Origin of the sequence: Exiguobacterium sp. UBA3491 (assembly GCF_002377745.1) — a bacterium.
Lineage (GTDB): Bacteria > Bacillota > Bacilli > Exiguobacteriales > Exiguobacteriaceae > Exiguobacterium_A.
Map to the genome: position 1 here is coordinate 48719 of NZ_DFQK01000012.1, position 18537 is coordinate 67255.

General features: G+C 45.6%; 21 protein-coding genes. 8 read left to right on the forward strand and 13 right to left on the reverse strand.

Features of this window, described 5'->3' with window-relative positions; translation table 11 throughout:
• Window positions 1–11 precede the first annotated feature (11 nt).
• Window positions 12–1622 (reverse strand): PTS transporter subunit IIBC, encoded by a 1611-nt coding sequence (locus tag B4F99_RS03325; RefSeq protein WP_396202273.1) that lies wholly within the window; start codon window positions 1620–1622, stop codon window positions 12–14.
• A gap of 308 nt (window positions 1623–1930) precedes the next feature.
• On the opposite strand from B4F99_RS03325, the gene B4F99_RS03330 reads away from it, so the two are divergent.
• On the forward strand, window positions 1931–2218 hold the full coding sequence (locus tag B4F99_RS03330; protein ID WP_214856688.1) for a helix-turn-helix domain-containing protein: 288 nt from the start codon (window positions 1931–1933) through the stop codon (window positions 2216–2218).
• 53 nt (window positions 2219–2271) lie between these two features.
• Here B4F99_RS03330 and queF read toward each other — a convergent pair whose 3' ends face one another.
• The 9 genes from queF to B4F99_RS03375 form a co-directional block, all read right to left on the reverse strand.
• Window positions 2272–2760, reverse strand: a complete 489-nt coding sequence (queF, locus tag B4F99_RS03335) for a preQ(1) synthase (protein WP_035412002.1) — start codon at window positions 2758–2760, stop codon at window positions 2272–2274.
• A gap of 13 nt (window positions 2761–2773) precedes the next feature.
• Window positions 2774–3490 carry a 7-carboxy-7-deazaguanine synthase QueE gene (gene queE, locus B4F99_RS03340; protein ID WP_214856687.1) on the reverse strand — a complete coding sequence of 239 codons (717 nt, stop codon included), beginning with the start codon at window positions 3488–3490 and terminating at the stop codon, window positions 2774–2776.
• The gene (queD, locus tag B4F99_RS03345; protein ID WP_023469724.1) at window positions 3487–3942 is read right to left on the reverse strand and encodes a 6-carboxytetrahydropterin synthase QueD; all 456 of its coding nucleotides are present in this window, start codon (window positions 3940–3942) and stop codon (window positions 3487–3489) included. Before queD ends, queE begins: the two co-directional genes overlap by 4 nt.
• Complete coding sequence (queC, locus tag B4F99_RS03350; RefSeq protein WP_053452086.1) at window positions 3939–4595, reverse strand: 7-cyano-7-deazaguanine synthase QueC; 657 nt, start codon at window positions 4593–4595, stop codon at window positions 3939–3941. The genes queD and queC overlap by 4 nt, the downstream gene beginning before the upstream one ends.
• 171 nt (window positions 4596–4766) lie before the next feature.
• Entirely contained in the window at window positions 4767–5417 is a 651-nt protein-coding gene (gene bshB2, locus B4F99_RS03355; RefSeq protein WP_214856686.1) for a bacillithiol biosynthesis deacetylase BshB2, read from the reverse strand.
• Window positions 5414–5782, reverse strand: coding sequence for a YojF family protein (locus tag B4F99_RS03360; RefSeq protein WP_290755348.1), 369 nt, complete (start codon window positions 5780–5782; stop codon window positions 5414–5416). Before B4F99_RS03360 ends, bshB2 begins: the two co-directional genes overlap by 4 nt.
• A gap of 61 nt (window positions 5783–5843) precedes the next feature.
• Complete coding sequence (gene pdxK / locus B4F99_RS03365) at window positions 5844–6659, reverse strand: pyridoxine/pyridoxal/pyridoxamine kinase (RefSeq protein ID WP_214856685.1); 816 nt, start codon at window positions 6657–6659, stop codon at window positions 5844–5846.
• 131 nt (window positions 6660–6790) lie between these two features.
• On the reverse strand, window positions 6791–7795 hold the full coding sequence (locus B4F99_RS03370) for an inorganic phosphate transporter (protein ID WP_035412015.1): 1005 nt from the start codon (window positions 7793–7795) through the stop codon (window positions 6791–6793).
• Between the two features lie 16 nt (window positions 7796–7811).
• The gene (locus tag B4F99_RS03375) at window positions 7812–8429 is read right to left on the reverse strand and encodes a DUF47 domain-containing protein (protein ID WP_035412018.1); all 618 of its coding nucleotides are present in this window, start codon (window positions 8427–8429) and stop codon (window positions 7812–7814) included.
• A 341-nt stretch (window positions 8430–8770) separates the two neighbouring features.
• Between B4F99_RS03375 and cbpA the strand changes: the two genes are divergently transcribed.
• From cbpA to B4F99_RS03400, 5 genes are all read left to right on the forward strand, one after another.
• A complete protein-coding gene (gene cbpA, locus B4F99_RS03380; protein ID WP_023469717.1) occupies window positions 8771–9409 on the forward strand; it encodes a cyclic di-AMP binding protein CbpA in 639 nt (212 codons plus the stop codon).
• A 59-nt stretch (window positions 9410–9468) separates the two neighbouring features.
• Entirely contained in the window at window positions 9469–10239 is a 771-nt protein-coding gene (locus tag B4F99_RS03385; RefSeq protein ID WP_290755351.1) for a pyrroline-5-carboxylate reductase family protein, read from the forward strand.
• A 171-nt stretch (window positions 10240–10410) separates the two neighbouring features.
• Window positions 10411–10968 (forward strand): TetR/AcrR family transcriptional regulator, encoded by a 558-nt coding sequence (locus tag B4F99_RS03390; protein ID WP_290755353.1) that lies wholly within the window; start codon window positions 10411–10413, stop codon window positions 10966–10968.
• A 14-nt stretch (window positions 10969–10982) separates the two neighbouring features.
• A complete protein-coding gene (locus tag B4F99_RS03395; RefSeq protein ID WP_290755355.1) occupies window positions 10983–14153 on the forward strand; it encodes an efflux RND transporter permease subunit in 3171 nt (1056 codons plus the stop codon).
• Window positions 14154–14373: 220 nt separating this feature from the next.
• Window positions 14374–15027 carry a C40 family peptidase gene (locus B4F99_RS03400; RefSeq protein WP_214856681.1) on the forward strand — a complete coding sequence of 218 codons (654 nt, stop codon included), beginning with the start codon at window positions 14374–14376 and terminating at the stop codon, window positions 15025–15027.
• A gap of 54 nt (window positions 15028–15081) precedes the next feature.
• Here B4F99_RS03400 and B4F99_RS03405 read toward each other — a convergent pair whose 3' ends face one another.
• Both B4F99_RS03405 and B4F99_RS03410 read right to left on the reverse strand, forming a co-directional pair.
• Window positions 15082–16035 carry a LacI family DNA-binding transcriptional regulator gene (locus B4F99_RS03405; RefSeq protein ID WP_214856680.1) on the reverse strand — a complete coding sequence of 318 codons (954 nt, stop codon included), beginning with the start codon at window positions 16033–16035 and terminating at the stop codon, window positions 15082–15084.
• A gap of 14 nt (window positions 16036–16049) precedes the next feature.
• Window positions 16050–16310 carry a hypothetical protein gene (locus tag B4F99_RS03410; protein ID WP_290755360.1) on the reverse strand — a complete coding sequence of 87 codons (261 nt, stop codon included), beginning with the start codon at window positions 16308–16310 and terminating at the stop codon, window positions 16050–16052.
• A gap of 171 nt (window positions 16311–16481) precedes the next feature.
• Between B4F99_RS03410 and B4F99_RS03415 the strand changes: the two genes are divergently transcribed.
• The gene (locus tag B4F99_RS03415; protein WP_029342913.1) at window positions 16482–16940 is read left to right on the forward strand and encodes a MarR family winged helix-turn-helix transcriptional regulator; all 459 of its coding nucleotides are present in this window, start codon (window positions 16482–16484) and stop codon (window positions 16938–16940) included.
• A gap of 146 nt (window positions 16941–17086) precedes the next feature.
• Entirely contained in the window at window positions 17087–17719 is a 633-nt protein-coding gene (locus tag B4F99_RS03420) for an NAD(P)H-dependent oxidoreductase (RefSeq protein WP_023469709.1), read from the forward strand.
• 55 nt (window positions 17720–17774) lie between these two features.
• On the opposite strand, the gene B4F99_RS03425 is transcribed toward B4F99_RS03420, so the two are convergent.
• Window positions 17775–18500 carry a WecB/TagA/CpsF family glycosyltransferase gene (locus B4F99_RS03425; RefSeq protein ID WP_214856679.1) on the reverse strand — a complete coding sequence of 242 codons (726 nt, stop codon included), beginning with the start codon at window positions 18498–18500 and terminating at the stop codon, window positions 17775–17777.
• Window positions 18501–18537 lie beyond the last annotated feature (37 nt).

Here is an 18537-nt window from a genome sequence, read left to right on the forward strand (position 1 = left end):
ATCTCGCAGGTTTATGCGCCGATCCGGTCTTGGATATCTGATTTTAAGATATCGGCTTTTGGACCGTAGATGGCTTGCACGCCATTGTTCTTAAGGATCAGACCAAGTGCACCGTTTGCTTTCCAGTCTGCTTCTTTTGCGACAAGCGCTGGATCTTTGACAGTGACACGAAGACGCGTCATACAGGCATCGACGTCCTCGATGTTTTGCTGTCCACCAAGCAAATCGATGATTTGTGAAGCTTGCGAACCGTCGGCAGGAGATGATGTCGCAGCAGCCTCACCTGAAGCTTCAGTTGTCGATACGTTGATATCGTCAAGATAGTTCCCGTTACGACCTGGTGTCGCATAGTTGAACTTCTTGATGACGAAACGGAACGTGAAGAAGTTCAAGAAGAAGAAGAACACACAGACACCGATGAAGCGAATTAAATCACCAATCAAACCAGCTTTTGCAATCAATGGAATCCGCGTCAAGAGTTCGATCGCACCGAATGCGTGAATCCGAAGATGCATGACATCTGCTAGTGCAAAAGCAACACCGGTTAGTACAGCATAGATGACGTAAAGAACAGGAGCGATGAACATGAACATGAATTCGATTGGCTCCGTGACACCTGTCAAGAAGACTGCAAGTCCAGCAGATAAGAAGACCGGTTTGTATGCTTTCTTCTTATCTTCATCAACTGACATATACATTGCGACAGCAATACCGATCAATGAAGCAAGTGATGTGACGACTTGTCCTTCTTTAAAACGAGCAGGCACGACACTGTTGATCAAATCATTGTATCCTTGTGTGTTACCGGCTTGTTTTAAGTTAACAAGGTCAGTGATCCAAGCGAGCCAAAGCGGATCTTGACCGGCAACCGTCGATCCTTGAGCAGCACCTGTCAGGATTTTGTACGTTCCACCGAGTTCCGTGTAATTCATCGGGACAGTCAACATGTGATGAAGACCGAACGGAAGTAATAGACGCTCGAGTGTACCGTATACGAACGGTGCAATGATCGGTGCAGAATCACGTGAAGAGGCAATCCAGCGACCGAAGTCATTCAATAAGCCTTGAACGAACGGCCAAACGAGTGATAAGGCGAATGCTGCAACGACTGATCCACCGATGACGACGAATGGAACAAAACGCTTTCCGTTAAAGAAGGCAAGCGCATCTGGCAATTTACTGAAGTTATAAAATTTATTAAAGAGAACGGCACCAAGGAAACCAGAGATGATTCCGACGAATACTCCCATGTTGAGAGCCGGTGCCCCTAAAACTGAAGTGAAATAATCTTTTACGATGAGCTCAGAACCAAGCAATGAATCGACCGTTGCTTTTGGATCCGCGATCATGTCAGTGTTGACGCCGAAGATAGCTCCTGTGACGCGGTTGATCAAAATGAAGGCGAGTAACGCTGCGAACGCACCACCAGCACGTTCTTTTGCCCATGACCCACCAATCGCGACGGCGAATAAGACGTGAAGGTTCGTAATGATGGCCCAACCTAAATCTTCAACGATTCGAGCAATCGTTTGCATTAACGCGATATCGCCTCCATACATGCCGATCAGTTTCCCGACCGAGATCATGATTCCTGCAGCAGGCATAACCGCGATGACGACCATCAAGGCTTTACCGAGTTTTTGCCAAAAATCGAACGAAATAGCATTTTTCAAGATCATTCACTCCTTTTTATCTCTTTTTCTCTAATATGTGTGTAAGAACAGCGCAATAATGTAAGCGATTAATGCAACCGTTTGCATATAGAATTGTAAGCGATAACTTTTTAAAAAGCTAGTGTTTTATAAGAAAAATATTTAAATTTTATTTTGATTAAAAATTGATAGTTCGGAAAGGTATTCAGATTTAAAAAAAGTGGGAATAAGACTACAGTGAACGTTGTTTGGTTTCAAAAAGAAAAGATGTTGGGCGGATGAAAGAAGGGATTCAACCGATCGGGCAGTACGGTCAGCGGATTCGTACATTACGAGAACGTCATCAGTTAGATCAGCATACATTAGCTGAATTGACTAAAATGACACCTGAGGTGATTCGATGTATAGAAAATAGCATTGTGGATCCGTCTTTTTCGATGATTGAGCGGCTGGTCCGTGCTTTGCAGATTACTTCGGATCATTTGTTACGGCATATTTATATTTGGTCATCTGAAGTCATCGGTCAGCACGATCGTACGACCTTGATCGACATCCCATCGAGTTAATAGGTATGAAAAAGAGGAACGGTGGAAAAGTCCACTGTTCCTCTTTTGAGCGTTTAACGATTATCGACAGTCTCAGGATAGAGATCGTGATTGAATAGACGATGTTCTGCCATTCGTTCATATTTTGTACCAGGTTTTCCGTAGTTGTAGTACGGGTCAATCGAAATTCCACCACGTGGCGTAAATTTCCCCCACACTTCGAGGTAGCGCGGTTCCATCAATTTCACGAGATCTTTCCCGATGACGTTGATGCAGTTCTCGTGGAAATCACCGTGATTACGGAAGCTGAATAGATACAATTTAAGTGATTTCGATTCGACGAGTTTTTCATCCGGGATATACGAAATGTAGATCGTCGCGAAGTCCGGTTGATTCGTAATCGGGCAAAGGCTCGTAAATTCTGGTGCATTGAATTTCACGAAGTAATCATTTTCCGGATGGCGGTTCGGAAACGCTTCGAGTACTTCTGGTTGGTATTCGAAAATATAAGGTACGGCTTTTTGGCCGAGTAATGACAAATCGTTTAAGTCTTCAGGTCGCATGAATCATTTCTCCTTAAACGCCACGGTCGTTTGCAAAAACGAGGGCATGTAATTGTGGTAGAACACGCGCGTGATTAAAGCGTTCATCACGGGCGACGCGTTCCCAAAGTGTTTTTAGATCGTGTAACATCCGTGGGGCGATCGTTCCTTCTTCGTGCGGATCCGGATTTCCAAGTGATAGATAGAGCGTTTTTAAGGCATATCGCTCTGAAATCATCGCCGCGAAGTCGAGATCTGCCTCATCAAAAATAACGATTTTAACGGCACGCTGTTGTTCCGGTAGACGCTTGAAAAAAACATCCAAACGATCAAAATCAATCTTCATGCCACTTGAAGGGGGTTTAGGACTGAGTGTGACGTCATCGATATCAAGCAACCAATTTTGCCAGTAAGAACCTTGTGTCTCAACCGACATCGTGATGTTTCGTTCTTTTAATGCCTCAACCAGCGTACCGATCGAAGCATGAAGTAACGGGTTCCCACCGGAAATCGTGACATGTCCGTAAGAGCCGAGTGCATCGAGGCGTTCCATGATCGTCTCTGCCGTCAAGAGTTCGGGTTTTTCAGAACCATCCCATGTGAAGGCGGAGTCACACCACGAACAGGAATAGTCGCAGCCACCGGTTCGGACGAACATCGTCTTTTGACCGATTGATCGTCCTTCCCCTTGGAACGTTGGTCCGAAAATCTCGAGAACCGGAATTTTTGGCGTTTTCGTTAAGGCACTCATGCTTCGTTCATCCACTCACGACGGACTTCAGCAAAAGCAGTCGGCGTCTCATAGAGTTTGACGAATTCGACACGAAGTCCACGTTCGTCTGGAAGGTGTTGACCGAGCGTCTCAAAAATCCACGCCGCCATGTTTTCAGCTGTTGTATTCATGTATGGTAATGATTCATTTAAATAACGGTGATCGAGAAGTGGTTCGAGATGTGTTTTAAAGATTTTCTTAAGATCACCAAAATCAAGTGTCATACCGCGGTGATCAAGAAAACCACTGATGCCCATATCGACATGGTACGTATGACCATGAAGCGCACGGCATTTTCCATCGTAATCATATAGGTGGTGCGCTGCGTCAAACGTTAATTTTTTGACAATCATGACGCGAGATTTCGTATAGATAAGCGAGTCGCCAGTCGGGCGCTCGACCGTTTCAGGTGCTTCGTAATTGAATGTCATGTGTGTTGAACCTCCTTGATGTATGCATCTAATCCATTTTTTCGTAATTCACAGGCCGGGCATTCGCCGCAACCATCTCCAATGACGCCGTTGTAACACGTCAACGTGCGATTTCGAACGAAATCAAACGCACCGAGCGAGTCGGCAAGCGCCCACGTTTCTTTTTTGTCGAGCCACATGAGTGGCGTGTGCAGTACGAATGGATAGTCCATTGCAAGGTTCAATGTCACGTTCAGTGACTTGATGAAGGCATCACGGCAGTCTGGGTAACCAGAAAAGTCCGTTTCACATACGCCAGTGACGATATGACGGATTCCGCGTCCTTTCGCGAGGACGGCTGCGAACGAAAGAAACAGGTGGTTTCGTCCATCTACGAAAGTAGAAGGGAGACCATCTTCATTCGTCGTGATGGTTTGGCTGTGGTCAGTCAAGGCGTTACTCGTTAGTTGACTGAGAAGAGAGAGATCAAGCTCATGGTGTTTGACACCGAGCTCAGAGGCGATGTCGCGTGCGACTTCGAGTTCTTGTGCATGACGTTGTCCGTAATTAAACGTCACGACTTCGACTTCTTCATACTGTTTCAATGCTTGAAACAGACAAGTCGTCGAGTCTTGGCCGCCACTAAAGACGACAAGAGCACGTTCTTTTTTCATAATGTACACTTCCATTCCTAGTTTTTATAACGGAGGAGGTTACGAACTCCGGAGACGTAGTCTCAACTATTCACACTAGCAGAAGCCGTCAAAAAAGTCGACGTTTTCTAATGAAGGCCAAAAAAGAGATGCTGATTGTCGCTCGGACGATCGGCATCTCTTAATAGGAAATTACAGCGGATAGTGGTAATAGCGTTCTTTGACGAGCAGGTCACGGATGTTCGAGTCTTCCGAGATGACTTTCATCAAACCACCTGTTTGTGAAGCGTGTGCTTCGAGTGCCTTGATCTTTTGATCCGTATAGGCACTGACATCGTGAATGAATGTTCCTTCTCCAAGCTCTTCTTTCGTATTGTTCGCAAAAGCGACCGCAAGGAACTCAGGGCGATCGGCAGGATCCATCATCCGAAGGGCACGAACGACGGCGCGAGCTGTCGCTTCGTGATCGGGATGGACCGCGTAACCCGGATAAAATGAAATCAAGCGAGTCGGGCGCGTCTGTTGAATCAAGGTAAGGATACGGTCAGCAAGTGCCGCTTCATCCTCGAATTCAACGGTCTTATCGCGAAGTCCCCACATTTGGAGATCCGAAATCTTCATTTTTTCAGCTGCATCGATCAACTCACGTTTGCGAATCGTTGCGAGCTGTTCCCGGTTCGTAAAGACAGGGCGTCCCATGTTACGGCCCATCTCACCGAGCGTCAAACAAGCATATGTGACAGGACCACGATTTTCTGCGTGCTCGATGATCGTACCAGCAGAACTGAAGGCTTCGTCATCCGGGTGAGGGAAGACGACGAGTAAATGATCTTCGTGTGTCATGCGTCTACCTCCTCTGCACCTTGAGCAAATGGTGTCGGGCTAAGTTCAAAAGCAATCGCAAGACGTCCTTCGACATCGTGACCGGCAATCAACAATTGATCCCCAGCAAATTCGAATTCAGTCAATCCTTCACCGTATAACCAGCCGTGGGCAAGTTTCAAACCGATCCGGTAAGGTCCGTTTCCTGTGATCAGACCACGTTCGTAAGTGATTTCCGCATTACGGAAAAACATCCCTGCGCTATGGAAAGTTGGATCTTGGTGCGTCGCATAGGCACCGTTCGTCGTCTCAACGTGTACGTATAACGGTGTATTCGCATGTTCGTCGATATAACGCTGTATTTCTTGTAAATCAATGGCTTGCATAAACTTTTCTCCTCTCCTATACAGAAAGAAGTCCGCGGATATCGCGGACTTCTTAAGCGGATCAAGACTTGACTGTACGATGTGCAGCGTGATCAGTTGGTCCGACGTATTCATTCAAACGGAATGAATGACGAATCGCGGAAGTGATGAAAGATTTTGCTGTACGGACAGCAGCTTCTACCGATGCACCTTTTGCGAGTTCGGCCGTGATTGCTGCAGAGTACGTACAGCCGGCACCGTGCGTGTACGGTGTCTCGATTCGTTCGTCCTCAATCAGGATAAACTCTTTTCCGTCATAAAGCACGTCAACTGCTTGTGGATGGTCAATCTTACTGCCACCTTTAACAAGAACGTATTGCGCACCTTTTTCATGAATCCGCGCTGCTGCAAGTTTCATTTCGTCTATCGTTGCTGGCGTTTTACCAAGACCCGATAATTGACCTGCTTCAAAGACGTTCGGTGTGACGACTGTCGCAAGTGGTGTCAAGACATCACGAAGTGCGTTCGCTGTATCAGGGTTTAGCACCTCATCCTCGCCTTTACAGACCATAACAGGATCGATGACGACGTTTTGGACGCCGGATGATTTGATTTTTTCGGCAACGGCTTCAATGATTTCGACAGTCGGGAGCATTCCCGTCTTCATCGCATCAACACCAATACCTCCAAGGACCGTGTGGATTTGTGTCCGGACGAGTTCTGTGTCGATTGGGTAAACCGCATGATGCCAAGAGTGATCAGGATCTTGAGCGACGATGACCGTCAAGGCATTCATTCCGTAGACGCCAAGTTCTTGGAACGTCTTTAAATCAGCTTGAATGCCAGCTCCACCACTCGTGTCGGAACCAGCAATCGTTAAGGCTTTACGTTTTGTCATGGGGCATTCCTCCTAAAGAAATAGACAATCCTTCTTGTTCTTCATCATAGCGAATTATGGGAAAAACAACAACTGTCGACGCTTCTAGCGTAGACAAAACCCCACCTATCTTGAATAGGCGGGGTGCGTACTTATTTAATGAATAAGAAGTCGAGAATATAGTAGATCATAGCAGCTAAAGCCATTGAAATCGGCAATGTGATGACCCATGTGATAAGCATGCGTTGCGCTGTTCCCCACTTGACACCTTTCTTACGGTGCGATGTACCTACACCTAAGATGGCAGATGAGATGACGTGTGTCGTCGAAACCGGAAGATGAATCGCCGTTGCACCAAAAATGATTGCTGCTGATGTTAAGTCAGCTGCTACACCATTGACTGGACGGATTTTCATGATTTGACCACCGACGGTTTTGATGATGCGCCATCCACCGACAGATGTTCCGAGACCCATTGCGATCGCACAGGAAAGTTTAACCCAAGTGGCAACTTCGTGATCCGTTTGGAAACCAGACGAAATCAAAGCGAGTGTGATGATCCCCATCGCTTTTTGCGCATCATTCGTACCGTGTGTGTACGATTGTAATGCAGCAGTTGCGATTTGGACGTGGCGGAAGCGACGATTCGTTTTCGCCAAATTTCCTTTTTTGAAGATGATTTTAAAGACTGCATATACGATGAAACCGAGTGTGAAGGCGAGTACTGGTGAAATCAGCAAAGCTTCAACGATTTTCAAGAACCCTTTTGCTTCGATGCCACCAAATCCAACAGAGGCAACAGCTGCACCAGCAATCGAACCAATCAGTGTATGCGACGAACTTGACGGAATACCAAAGTACCAAGTCAAAAGGTTCCAGGCAATGGCTGAAATCAAGGCAGCGATGACGACATAGCTCCCGTGTTCAAGTGTTGACGGGTCAACGATGTCACCAGAGATCGTTTTTGCGACTCCAGTGAATGTGATTGCACCTAGGAAGTTCATCGATGCAGCCAAAATGATGGCATGGCGTGGTTTCAAAGCGCGAGTCGATACAGCAGTCGCGATTGAGTTCGCTGTATCGTGGAAACCATTGATGAAGTCGAAGCTAAGTGCGAGAATCACGATTATGGCGGTGATGATAAACAGGCTATCCATCTCGTTAGCTCCTCACTTAAGCGTTTTTCATGATGATCGTTTCAATGACGTTAGCTGCGTCTTGGCAGTAGTCCGCGATTGATTCGAGCGATTCATAGATTTCTTTGTATTGAATGATTTTAATTGGATCTGTTTCTGTTGCGAACAATGCTTTGATTGATTTACGGCGTAAGTTGTCACAAATCGTCTCTTGTTCTTTGATTTTAATGACATGTTCACGCATCGGTTGCAATTTACGTGCAACAAGAAGATCCATTGACGTTGCGAGTTCTGAAACAGCGATGTTGATTTCATCAACGAACTTAATCATGTGCTCGTCTGCTTGAACGATATTGTAGATTTCGAAAATAGCGGAACATTCTTCAAAGCCATCTAAGACGTCATCGAGTGCGTTAGCGAGTGCGAGTAAGTCTTCGCGATCGATTGGCGTGATGAACGCGTTGTTCAAGTCGATGATCAACTGATGCATCAAATCGTCCCCAGCTGTTTCGAAGTCTTTTACTTTATGTGCAAATTCTTTTACATCCGCGATGCCGTTGATTTTAAAGTCAACGAAGAATTGCGAAGTCGTTTTTAAGTGTCCTGCGATTTCTGATAATTTAACTGCGAATGGATCTTGTTTTTTACTAAACATTTCTTCTGCCTCCATATTAAGAACAAGAATAGAATAGTGAAGCAACTTCACGAGTTCGATTGTAGCAGACGGTATTGTAAAAGAATACATTTATGAAGCGTCTTTACGAAATCTTAATAAATCTTAATATGAAGGTGATTGTAGATTTAATAAATTATCTGACAATAGGAGATTACATGTGTACTTAATTGAAATAGGTTGGATTGCGTTGTGATTACAAGCGAATGTCTTGTGATTGTAAGAATAAAAGCGCATCAGAAGTGGGAAAAGAGGATATGGCGTATGAAAATCGAATGATATGATTAAGTCTGCGTAATTAGGTAAAAGAGGAGGATTTTATTATGCTCGTTCAAAGTTTATGTATCCCGAAGCACCAATGTGTCACGATTTCCGAAACAGCGACGATCCGTGAAGCGCTTGACACGCTTGAAAAAACCGGATACCGATGTGTCCCGGTCCTTGACCAATCAGGACAGGACTTCAAGGGGAACATCTATAAGATGCACATCTATCGGCATGGGATGAATGGTGGCAGCTTAGACGACAACGTCATGTCGCTGATTAAGAATACATCCAAATACATCTATACAGGAAGTAATTTCTTTGAAGTCTTCTTCTCAATCAAGGAATTACCGTATATTGCGGTCTTAAATGACGACGGTCATTTTTTCGGTATCTTACCGCACGGGAAGATGCTTGGAATGCTTGAGGAAGCGTGGAATCGTGATTCGGGAAGTTACGTCTTAACGGTAGCCTTAAGTGAACAAAAAGGGGCGCTCGAGAAAATTTCGAAGATCGTTAACAAATATTCAACGGTGGCGAGTCTGATGACTCTCGATGCAAAGAGTAGTGTCATGCGTCGCGTATTAATTACGTTACCAACGGATTGTGACGAGAAGACGAAGAAAAAAATCGTGAAGAAACTTGACGACAAGGGTCTTCGTGTCGTCGCTGTTGAAGATTTAGCTGTTCGTGTATAATGGACCCGCATAAGACCAGTCATGACTGGTCTTTTTTTGAGGGAAAGGAAGGATAGACGATGAAACTATTAGTAGTAGGAGCAGGTGCGATGAGTGAGGCGCTCGTTCAAGGGTGGGTCGCTTCTGGATTTAAGCGTGAGGACATTACGATGACGAATCGCAGTGGTGGAGCACGCTTGACGGAAGTCGCGGCGCGACACGGCATTCAAACGGTCGAGCAAGAAGATGTCTCCTTATATGATGTCGTCATTCTTGGCATGCAACCCGATGGTGTACTTGCCTACGTAGCAAACCAACAATGGACGCATCAAACGATCGTTTCGATTGCGGCTCACATTACACCGGACGAAATCGAACGGTTAACAGAACGTCCGACAGTTGCTGTCATGCCGAATACACCCGTTGCCCATCGATTAGGAATGACTGGACTATGGTTCGGCTCACGCGTGAACGAAGAGATCCGAAGTGTAGTCGAGGCATTATTTGGACGTGTCGGAGAAATCGCGGAGGCAAATGAATCGACGATGCCAGCGTTCATGGCGGCAGCTGGATGTAGTCCAGCATTCTTCTATGAAATCGTAGCTGGTATGGTACCAGTTTTGACGGATGCCGGTTTTGAAGAGGGAAATGCACGTCGAATCGTTGCTCAAGCGATGAAAGGTTCAGCAGAGATTCTCATGCGTTCTAATGAGAGCACAGATCGTCTCATTGCTGACGTTGCAGCACCTGGTGGACCGACGGATCGTGGTGTCCAAGTGTTACGGGAGCGGCACCTGTTCGAAACGATGCAAGCGGCGCTACGAGAGAGTGCACGTGAAGCAAACGAATAATCCACTTCAGAACGCTTACGTATAATAAAATGCGTAAGCGTTTTTTTTCGTTCACGAAAGTTTCACGTGAAACATAAGCAAAGCGATTGCATCTCGAAATGAGAATCCGTACACTATAAAAAGAAACCGTCCAGACGGTACAGTAAAATAGATAGGAAAAGGGGGAGGCTTTTGGCTAGTGCAAAAGCGCAAGAGACTCGTCGTCGGATTCTTGAAGCAACGACGACGATTATTTTGCAACAAGGATTCACCCAATTGACGCTTGAAGAAGTAGCGAAACAAGCAAATGTCTCAAAAGGTGGACTATTGTATCATTTTGCTTCGAAGGAAGCATTATTAATGGGGGTCATCGAGGCGCAAGAAGCACGACAATTTGAACTATATGAACAGCATCTGTTGACGATGGGACCGATGGAAGCGTTCGTGACGTTGCAAATCCAGCAACAAGAGGAGTTCCATCTCGACATGGATGCGCTTCTTTACTTGTTGTCCTTATTAAAGGATCATGCGACGTTCGTCGAGGAACGAAAGCGACAAGCGGAGCAGTTCTTCCGCCAACTGACAGAACAGATGGATCCGGTTGAAGTGTTATCGATTCGCTTTATATTAGACGGTTTGAAATTGTCGGAGCATTTTCAGTTTGGCGCACCGTCTCCAGATGTGCGACAACGATTAATTCAGCAATTAATAGAACGTGCACGACGACTAGATAAACAAATTGAAGAGTGAGGGAGAATCATACGATGAAAAAGATCATCCAGTTTTCGGTGAACAATAAGTTTGCCCTCTGGCTCATGACGATCATCATCACGGTTGCCGGTATTTATGCGGGAACATCGATGAAGCTCGAGACATTGCCAGACATCACGACACCGACCGTGTCGGTGACGACGATTTATCCAGGTGCTACACCAGAACAAGTCCTAGATGAAGTCAGTCGAGAACTTGAAAGTAAGGTCGAAAATTTGTCAGGAGTCGATACTGTACGTTCGACGTCCTTCCAAAATGCATCGAACCTACAAATCGACTATAACTTCAGTACGAATATGGAAGAAGCCGAGCAAAAAGTAAAAGAAGCTCTTTCAAACGTAGAACTACCAGAAGGTGTTCAGGATCCACAAGTATCACGGATTTCCTTTGATGCATTTCCAGTCATCGGATTCGCTGTCTCAGACAAGGAACGATCCCTATCTGAATTGACGAAACTCGTTGAAAACGAACTTCAACCAAAGCTTGAAGGAATCGAAGGGGCGCAGACGGTTCAAGTCGCGGGTCAAGAGATTCGCCGGATCGAAATTCGCTTCGATGAGAAAAAACTCGAACGTTACGGTCTAACCGAAGAGAATGCGAAACAATTAATTCAAGCTAATGATTCCCGTTTAGCGCTTGGCTTGTACGAGTTGGGAGATAAGGAACAAGCAGTCGTATTAGATGGAAAAGCAACGACGGTCAAGGAATTAAAAGATCTTCGTCTTCCATATACGCCGCCAGTATCGAATACTCCTGAAGCAGGACAAGCAGGACAAGCAGGACAAGCTCCATCGTCAGCCCCTGCGGCATCCCAAACGACAACAGCGACAGGCGCAACGTCCAGTCAGGCAACACAGACGGCGCCAACGCAAGTACCAACTGTCACGTTGTCGCAAGTTGCGACGATTGAGGATAAAGGGATCGAGGAATCGATCTCGCGTTCGAATGGTGAACGATCGATTGGTGTTCAAGTAACAAAGTCGCAAGATGCGAATACAGTCGATGTCGTCAATGCAGTCAAGCAGACGATCAAAGACTTCGAAAAAGAAAACGGTTCGGTCAATGCATCTGTGACACTTGATCAAGGTAAACCAATTGAGGAATCCGTTTCGACGATGATCAGTAAAGCATTGATTGGTGCGTTATTTGCGATTGTCATCATCTTGCTGTTCTTACGAAACATTAAATCAACGATCATTGCTGTTATTTCGATTCCGTTATCCCTTCTGATGGCAATTCTTGTCTTGAAGCAAATGGATATTTCCTTGAACATCATGACACTCGGAGCGATGACGGTCGCGATTGGTCGAGTCGTTGATGATTCCATCGTCGTCATCGAAAATATTTATCGTCGTTTGACGGATCCGACGGAAAAGTTAAAAGGAAAAGAACTGATCATCAGTGCAACACGAGAGGTCTTCATTCCAATCGCTTCGTCGACAATCGTTACGATCGCGGTCTTCTTACCACTCGGATTCGTTACGGGATTCGTTGGTGAGCTGTTCTTACCATTCGCTTTGACAGTCGTCTTTGCACTGTTCGCGTCCTTGATCGTTGCGGTTACGGTCGTTCCGATGTTCGCGGATTCGCTCTTTAAGCGTGGTAAAGCACCAAAACCGGAAAAAGAAGAGGGCGGAAAGTTGGCGAATGGGTATCGCCGTATGCTGAATTGGTCTCTTAACCATAAACTCATCGTCTTTGGTCTTTCAGTCTTGCTTTTGATCGGTAGCTTTGCTCTCGTACCAACGATTGGTATCAACTTCTTGAATCAAGAAGGAGAAAAGACACTCTACGTCACGTACAATCCAAAACCAGGTCAAACGTTGGATGATTCGTTAAAAGCAGCTGATCAAGCAGAAGATTATTTCAACAAACAAAAAAATATCGATAATCTTCAGTTTACCGTCGGTGGAGAAAATCCATTGAATCCAGGGAATACGAAACAAGGTGTCTTCATCGTCCAATACGATCCAGACACGGAAGATTTCGCAGATGTTAAACAGACAGCCATCAAACAGCTGAATGCTGACATTCCGACAGGAGAATGGAAAGAGCAAGACTTTAGTGGTGGCGCAGCTTCGTCAGGCGTCTCGTATTCGATCTTCGCGAATAATATTGAAGATTTAGAAAAAGTTACACCGAAATTCGTCGATGCGATCGAAGGCGAAACGAAATATGTTCGAAAAGTAACGACAGATTTAAAAGAAGCGTATACGCAATATACGTTCGAAGTCGATCAGCAAAAAGCGGCTGAATTCGGCGTTTCAACAGCACAACTCGCACAAGGTATCGCGAATGTCCAAGGTGAGGAAAAACCACTTTCTACTATTAAGGTGGATGGGAAGGAACTCGATGTCATCGTTCCAAACGAACAAACGACATATGATTCGATACGAGACTTGGAAGAGACAGATGTCGTGACACCACTTGGTGTTCGTAAACTGTCCGATTTTGTTGAAGTGAAAAAAGGAACGACACCTGACTCACTCAACGAACGCGATGGAAAACTCGTTGCTACGGTGACAGCAGAACTGAAAACGGATAAAGCAACAGAAGCTTCTCAAGCGATTGAAAAATCCGTCAAGAATATCGATCGTCCAACGGGTGTCTCATATGAGCAAGGCGGAGTTACTGAACAGATCCAAGAATCGTTCACACAACTCGGTTTAGCAATGGCAGCAGCTGTAGCCATCGTCTATCTCGTCCTTGTCATTACGTTCGGAGGAGCATTGACGCCACTCGTCATCTTGTTCTCACTTCCGTTCGCAATCATCGGTGGGCTCGTTGCACTTCTGATTACAGGCGAGACGATTTCTGTATCGTCCTTAATCGGTGCCTTGATGTTGATTGGGATCGTCGTGACAAATGCGATCGTCTTGATCGACCGTGTCATTCATAAAGAAGCAGAAGGTTTATCGACGCGTCAAGCACTACTCGATGCAGCAGGTACACGTTTACGTCCAATCTTGATGACAGCCCTTGCGACGATCGGTGCCCTTGCACCACTCGCGCTTGGACTCGAAGGCGGCGCATTAATTTCAAAAGGATTAGGCGTGACGGTCATCGGTGGACTTACAAGTTCGACATTGTTGACACTCCTTATCGTGCCGATCGTCTATGAATTCTTAGCACGTTTCCGTAAAAAGAAGTCAATTGATTCTTGAAAAAACGATTAAATCACTAAAACGGACAGATATGCAGAAATGGCGAGAATAAGCCATTCTGCATATCTGTTTTTTTGTTTTGTTACAAAAGTATTACAAGAAAGGATTCGCGTTAAATAACTGTAACATGATGAAAATCTGGAACATGATAGGATAAATACAGAAATTATCTGACAATTCAGACGTACAATACATTCATACATAAGAGGAGAATGAATCGATGAAAGCTGTCACTCGTGTTTTGTTAACCTTAACGTTACTTATCAGTAGTTGGACACTCGTCCCAGCATCAACGCAAGCTGCAACAAGTAAAAAAGTAGTAGTATCAGTGGATGTGTTGAATATTCGTGCAAAAGCTGCTGTATCGAGTAAACGAGTCGGGCAATTGAAACTTGGACAAGCTGTAACCGTCGTAGGTCAACTCAAAGAATGGTATCAAATCCGTCATCAGGGGAAATCAGCATACATCGCCTCTACATATACGAAAGCATATAACGCTAAAGCGACGAAAGGTCTTAGTAAAACAGGATCAACGATCGTTTCGGTAGCAGAAGGTCTTAAAGGACGTCCTTATGTTTTTGGTGCGACAGGTCCTGTTAGCTTTGATTGCTCAGGATTTACGCGTTACGTTTATCAAGCACTAGGAAAATCACTCCCACGTACGGCAGCGGCTCAATACTCAGCAACAAAACGTACGGCACCAGGCGCTGGTGATCTCGTCTTCTTTACACATGGAAGTGGGATTCAACACGTGGGAATCGCTGTCGATGGTGGTACGATGATCAATGCGAACTCGTATTATGGAAGAGTCGTCAAAGAATCGTTCCGTGGCGGTTACTGGGGATCACGGTATGTAGCAGCAGGGGCACTTTAAACGAAATGAAGCGGCGAATTCAAATCGGTGAACTCGTCGCTTTTTTATATGGATTCAGGTATAAGGAAGAACGGTCGTTCCAGCAATGAACGCCGAGGGTACTTCAATTTGTGGACGAGCAACGAGATCTTCGCGGACGGTCAATTGAAAAGCATGTTGTCCGATCGTAGCATATGGAATCGCGATCGTCGTCATCGCTAAGACTTCAGCGAGTTCACTTCCATCAAAGCCAATGACAGAGAGATCTCCCGGGACCTGATAGCCTTGTTTTCGTAGTTCCAAGATCAGACCTGCCGCCACGTGATCACTGGCAGTCAAGATGGCGGTCGGACGTTGTTTTTGTTGCATCCAGCGCCTTGCGACGGTCGCACCATCTTCGATCGTTAAGGTCTGTTCGTAGACGAACTCGTCACGTACGACCTCTTGATACGCATGTTTACGCGCCAAGCTATTTGTGCTGTCAGGTCGCCCAAGACAGATGCCGATACTTGTATGTCCTTGTTGACGAAGATGTGCAAGTCCCTGTTGAAAGGCCGTATAGTGATCGATATAGACAGCAGCGACGTCTTCGTGGTGTTCACAAAAGACAATCGGTCCATAACGTTCATACGATAAAATCGCTGATAACGGAAGGCTGTGCGACACGACGATGAGTGCGTCGATCTCCTGTTGCGCTAGCGCATCAAGAGCGAGTTGCTCATGCGTTTCCACATAATTCGTTTGCCACGTCAAGAAACGATAACTGGCGTCAAAGGCAGCTTGTGCGATGCCTTGGAGAATGGCGGCGTGATATGGATGATCAACGAATGGGAGCATGACACCGACCGTCTTCGTCATGCCCGTCGAAAGATGGACAGCGGTTTGATTACGGATATAGCCAAGTTTTACTATCGCTTCTCGGACAGCTTGTCGCTTCTCGTTAGCAACGTAAGGGTGATCATTTAGTACACGTGAGACTGTCGTGACGGACACGTTTGCTTCACGTGCCAAGTCTCGGATGTTCGTCATCGCGCATCCCTCCTTTAGGTCTGGCGAGATAATCGTTGTTCAAGTCGGCGCCAATCCTGTCGCGAGACGGGAGCCGAGAATGGAGATGTCTGTTCAGCCAATTCATTGATTTTTGAGAGCAGTCGTGTTTTTTCTTGAGGAGATAAATCAGGATATTGATCAACCAACGTGTGTTGACACAAATAATAGCCTGCTGGTGTGCGCAATTGTTCAATCGCCCATTCAAAAGCAACATTCCGCTTGAATAGCTGGGTTAACCGAGTATGGATCGACATGATGATTACCTCCTTTTTAGTGTATATCAAGACGATAGGCTATGAAACGCGTTTCACGGCAAGAACTATTTTTGAGCAACGGATTGATTGAGAAAATTCAGCAAGAATTGACCGAGTAGACAAAGAAGTCTATGATTGTGACGATACAACACAAAGAGGGGCGAACGTAAAATGGAATCGACAGACTCGAAGCTGGCATTAAAAATGCTCGTTGTTCTATCTCGGACGATGCATGCGGTGACGGAGCAAGTGAAGGCAGACATCAAAACACATCAGTTGAATTTATCGGAATTCGGAGTTCTTGAATTGCTTTACCACAAAGGGGATACGCCTTTACAACAGATTGGCGATAAAATTCTGTTAACGAGCGGCAGTGTGACGTATGTCGTCGATAAACTCGAAAAGCGTGGATTGATTGCGCGAAAATCATGTGCGACGGATCGTCGTGTCACGTTTGGAACTCTAACGGAAGCTGGACGCGAACTGATGGAAGAAACATTCCCGAAACACGAAGCTTTTTTAGCAGACTTGTTCAAGGATTTGTCGGTTTCTGAAAAGGAACAGTTGATTGATCAATTGAAACGAATCGGTTTACGAGCCGAACATTACACGCCGCTCGAAAATGTATAAGGATTAGCACTCATAAGATCAAGAAAGCTCGAGTCATAGACTTGAGCTTTTTTTTGTTCGTTTGGAAGTCAAACTAATTGACAAACGAAAAGGTGGTTGGTATGTTTAGTTACAGAATTTACTTTAAATAAAAGGGAGAAATAATAATGACTAAATTACTTTATGTAACTGTTAACCCGAAAGCTACAGAACACTCTTTCAGCCTTCAAGTCGGTGAAGCATTCCTCGAAAGCTACAAAGCAGCGAATCCTTCAGCTGAAGTAGAAGTTCTTGACCTATATAACGAAACAGTCCAAGAAATCGACACAGACGTGTTAAGCGCATGGGGCAAATTCGCAACAGGCGAAGAATTAACAGAAGTGGAGATCGCAAAAGTTGGTACGATGACAAAACATCTCGAACAATACATGGAAGCAGATGAGTATGTCTTCGTCACACCAATGTGGAACTTCTCTTTCCCAGCACGTCTCAAAATGTACATCGACAGCGTACTTCTTGCAGGTAAAACATTCGCTTACACTGCAGAAGGTCCTAAAGGTTTGATGGAAGGCAAAAAAGCACTCCACATCCAAGCGACAGGTGGCGTGTACACAGGATCTGGTCTTAACTTCGGTGATGACTACCTCCGTCAAGCACTTGCTTTCACTGGTGTAACAGACTACGATGCCCTCTTCATCGAAGGTATGGCGATGAACCCAGAAAAAGCAGAAGAAATCAAAGAAGCAGCAATCGCAAAAGCGAAAGAACTCGGTCGTTCATTCTCGACTGTCAACGCATAAGATAAGCGTAAAAAGGCTCCCGCCGTGTCGGGAGCCTTTTTGTATTTGTATTGAGTTAAGAGAGCGTTGATTTTTTGCGAAGCACAAGCGTCAGGAAGAGCAACAAATCTTTTAATTTCTCAAAGCCGCGGGGATGCGTCGAGATACGATAGAGCCACTCTAGCTTGAGGCGACGGAATAATTTTGGAGCACGCTTACTATGTCCGGACCAGACATCGAATGCACCACCGACACCGATGAAGATGCCGTGATCGACTTGATCATAAACAGAAGCGATCCATTCCTCCTGTTTTGGCGCACCGAGTGCGACGAGGATAAGATCAGCTTGTACTTCTGCGATCGCTCGCGTTGCTTCCTCTGTCTTTCCAAAACCGTGAAACGTACCGACGAAGCGGATGTTCGGAAAACGAATCGATAACTGATGGATCAACGATTTCATAACTTCCGGGCGTCCACCAAGCAAAAAGACACGCTTCTTCAGTGCATCTGCCGTCCGCAATAGTTCACGTGCCGTCTCGATCCCTGGCAATGTCGCAGTGAGGGGCGCTCCCATTCGTTTACTGGCAGCGGTCACACCAATACCATCTGGTGTGATAAACGTCGCCTGCCGCAAAATGGCTTCGTAAGAAGGTTCGCGCAATGCACGCAACACGAGCTCAGGATTCGCCGTGACAAGAAAGGCTTTTCCGCGGTCGTGTAAGATTGTTTTAATATGGGTATACCATTGCGAAGGTGTCGCATCGACGAATGGTAGTCCAAATAATTGTTTTGTCTGAATCATAGTTTCCCACCTCATCATCCATCATAGCAGAATCAAG

What these genes read in the sequence shown, in the direction of transcription:
- B4F99_RS03325 (WP_396202273.1), bottom strand. Translation starts at nt 1,622, where the DNA reads ATGGTCGTCATCGCGGTTATGCCTGCTGCAGGAATCATGATCTCGGTC.
- B4F99_RS03330 (WP_214856688.1), top strand. Translation starts at nt 1,931, where the DNA reads ATGAAAGAAGGGATTCAACCGATCGGGCAGTACGGTCAGCGGATTCGT.
- queF (WP_035412002.1), bottom strand. Translation starts at nt 2,760, where the DNA reads ATGCGACCTGAAGACTTAAACGATTTGTCATTACTCGGCCAAAAAGCC.
- queE (WP_214856687.1), bottom strand. Translation starts at nt 3,490, where the DNA reads ATGAGTGCCTTAACGAAAACGCCAAAAATTCCGGTTCTCGAGATTTTC.
- queD (WP_023469724.1), bottom strand. Translation starts at nt 3,942, where the DNA reads ATGACATTCAATTACGAAGCACCTGAAACGGTCGAGCGCCCGACTGGC.
- queC (WP_053452086.1), bottom strand. Translation starts at nt 4,595, where the DNA reads ATGAAAAAAGAACGTGCTCTTGTCGTCTTTAGTGGCGGCCAAGACTCG.
- bshB2 (WP_214856686.1), bottom strand. Translation starts at nt 5,417, where the DNA reads ATGACACACGAAGATCATTTACTCGTCGTCTTCCCTCACCCGGATGAC.
- B4F99_RS03360 (WP_290755348.1), bottom strand. Translation starts at nt 5,782, where the DNA reads ATGCAAGCCATTGATTTACAAGAAATACAGCGTTATATCGACGAACAT.
- pdxK (WP_214856685.1), bottom strand. Translation starts at nt 6,659, where the DNA reads ATGACAAAACGTAAAGCCTTAACGATTGCTGGTTCCGACACGAGTGGT.
- B4F99_RS03370 (WP_035412015.1), bottom strand. Translation starts at nt 7,795, where the DNA reads ATGGATAGCCTGTTTATCATCACCGCCATAATCGTGATTCTCGCACTT.
- B4F99_RS03375 (WP_035412018.1), bottom strand. Translation starts at nt 8,429, where the DNA reads ATGTTTAGTAAAAAACAAGATCCATTCGCAGTTAAATTATCAGAAATC.
- cbpA (WP_023469717.1), top strand. Translation starts at nt 8,771, where the DNA reads ATGCTCGTTCAAAGTTTATGTATCCCGAAGCACCAATGTGTCACGATT.
- B4F99_RS03385 (WP_290755351.1), top strand. Translation starts at nt 9,469, where the DNA reads ATGAAACTATTAGTAGTAGGAGCAGGTGCGATGAGTGAGGCGCTCGTT.
- B4F99_RS03395 (WP_290755355.1), top strand. Translation starts at nt 10,983, where the DNA reads ATGAAAAAGATCATCCAGTTTTCGGTGAACAATAAGTTTGCCCTCTGG.
- B4F99_RS03400 (WP_214856681.1), top strand. Translation starts at nt 14,374, where the DNA reads ATGAAAGCTGTCACTCGTGTTTTGTTAACCTTAACGTTACTTATCAGT.
- B4F99_RS03405 (WP_214856680.1), bottom strand. Translation starts at nt 16,035, where the DNA reads ATGACGAACATCCGAGACTTGGCACGTGAAGCAAACGTGTCCGTCACG.
- B4F99_RS03410 (WP_290755360.1), bottom strand. Translation starts at nt 16,310, where the DNA reads ATGTCGATCCATACTCGGTTAACCCAGCTATTCAAGCGGAATGTTGCT.
- B4F99_RS03415 (WP_029342913.1), top strand. Translation starts at nt 16,482, where the DNA reads ATGGAATCGACAGACTCGAAGCTGGCATTAAAAATGCTCGTTGTTCTA.
- B4F99_RS03420 (WP_023469709.1), top strand. Translation starts at nt 17,087, where the DNA reads ATGACTAAATTACTTTATGTAACTGTTAACCCGAAAGCTACAGAACAC.
- B4F99_RS03425 (WP_214856679.1), bottom strand. Translation starts at nt 18,500, where the DNA reads ATGATTCAGACAAAACAATTATTTGGACTACCATTCGTCGATGCGACA.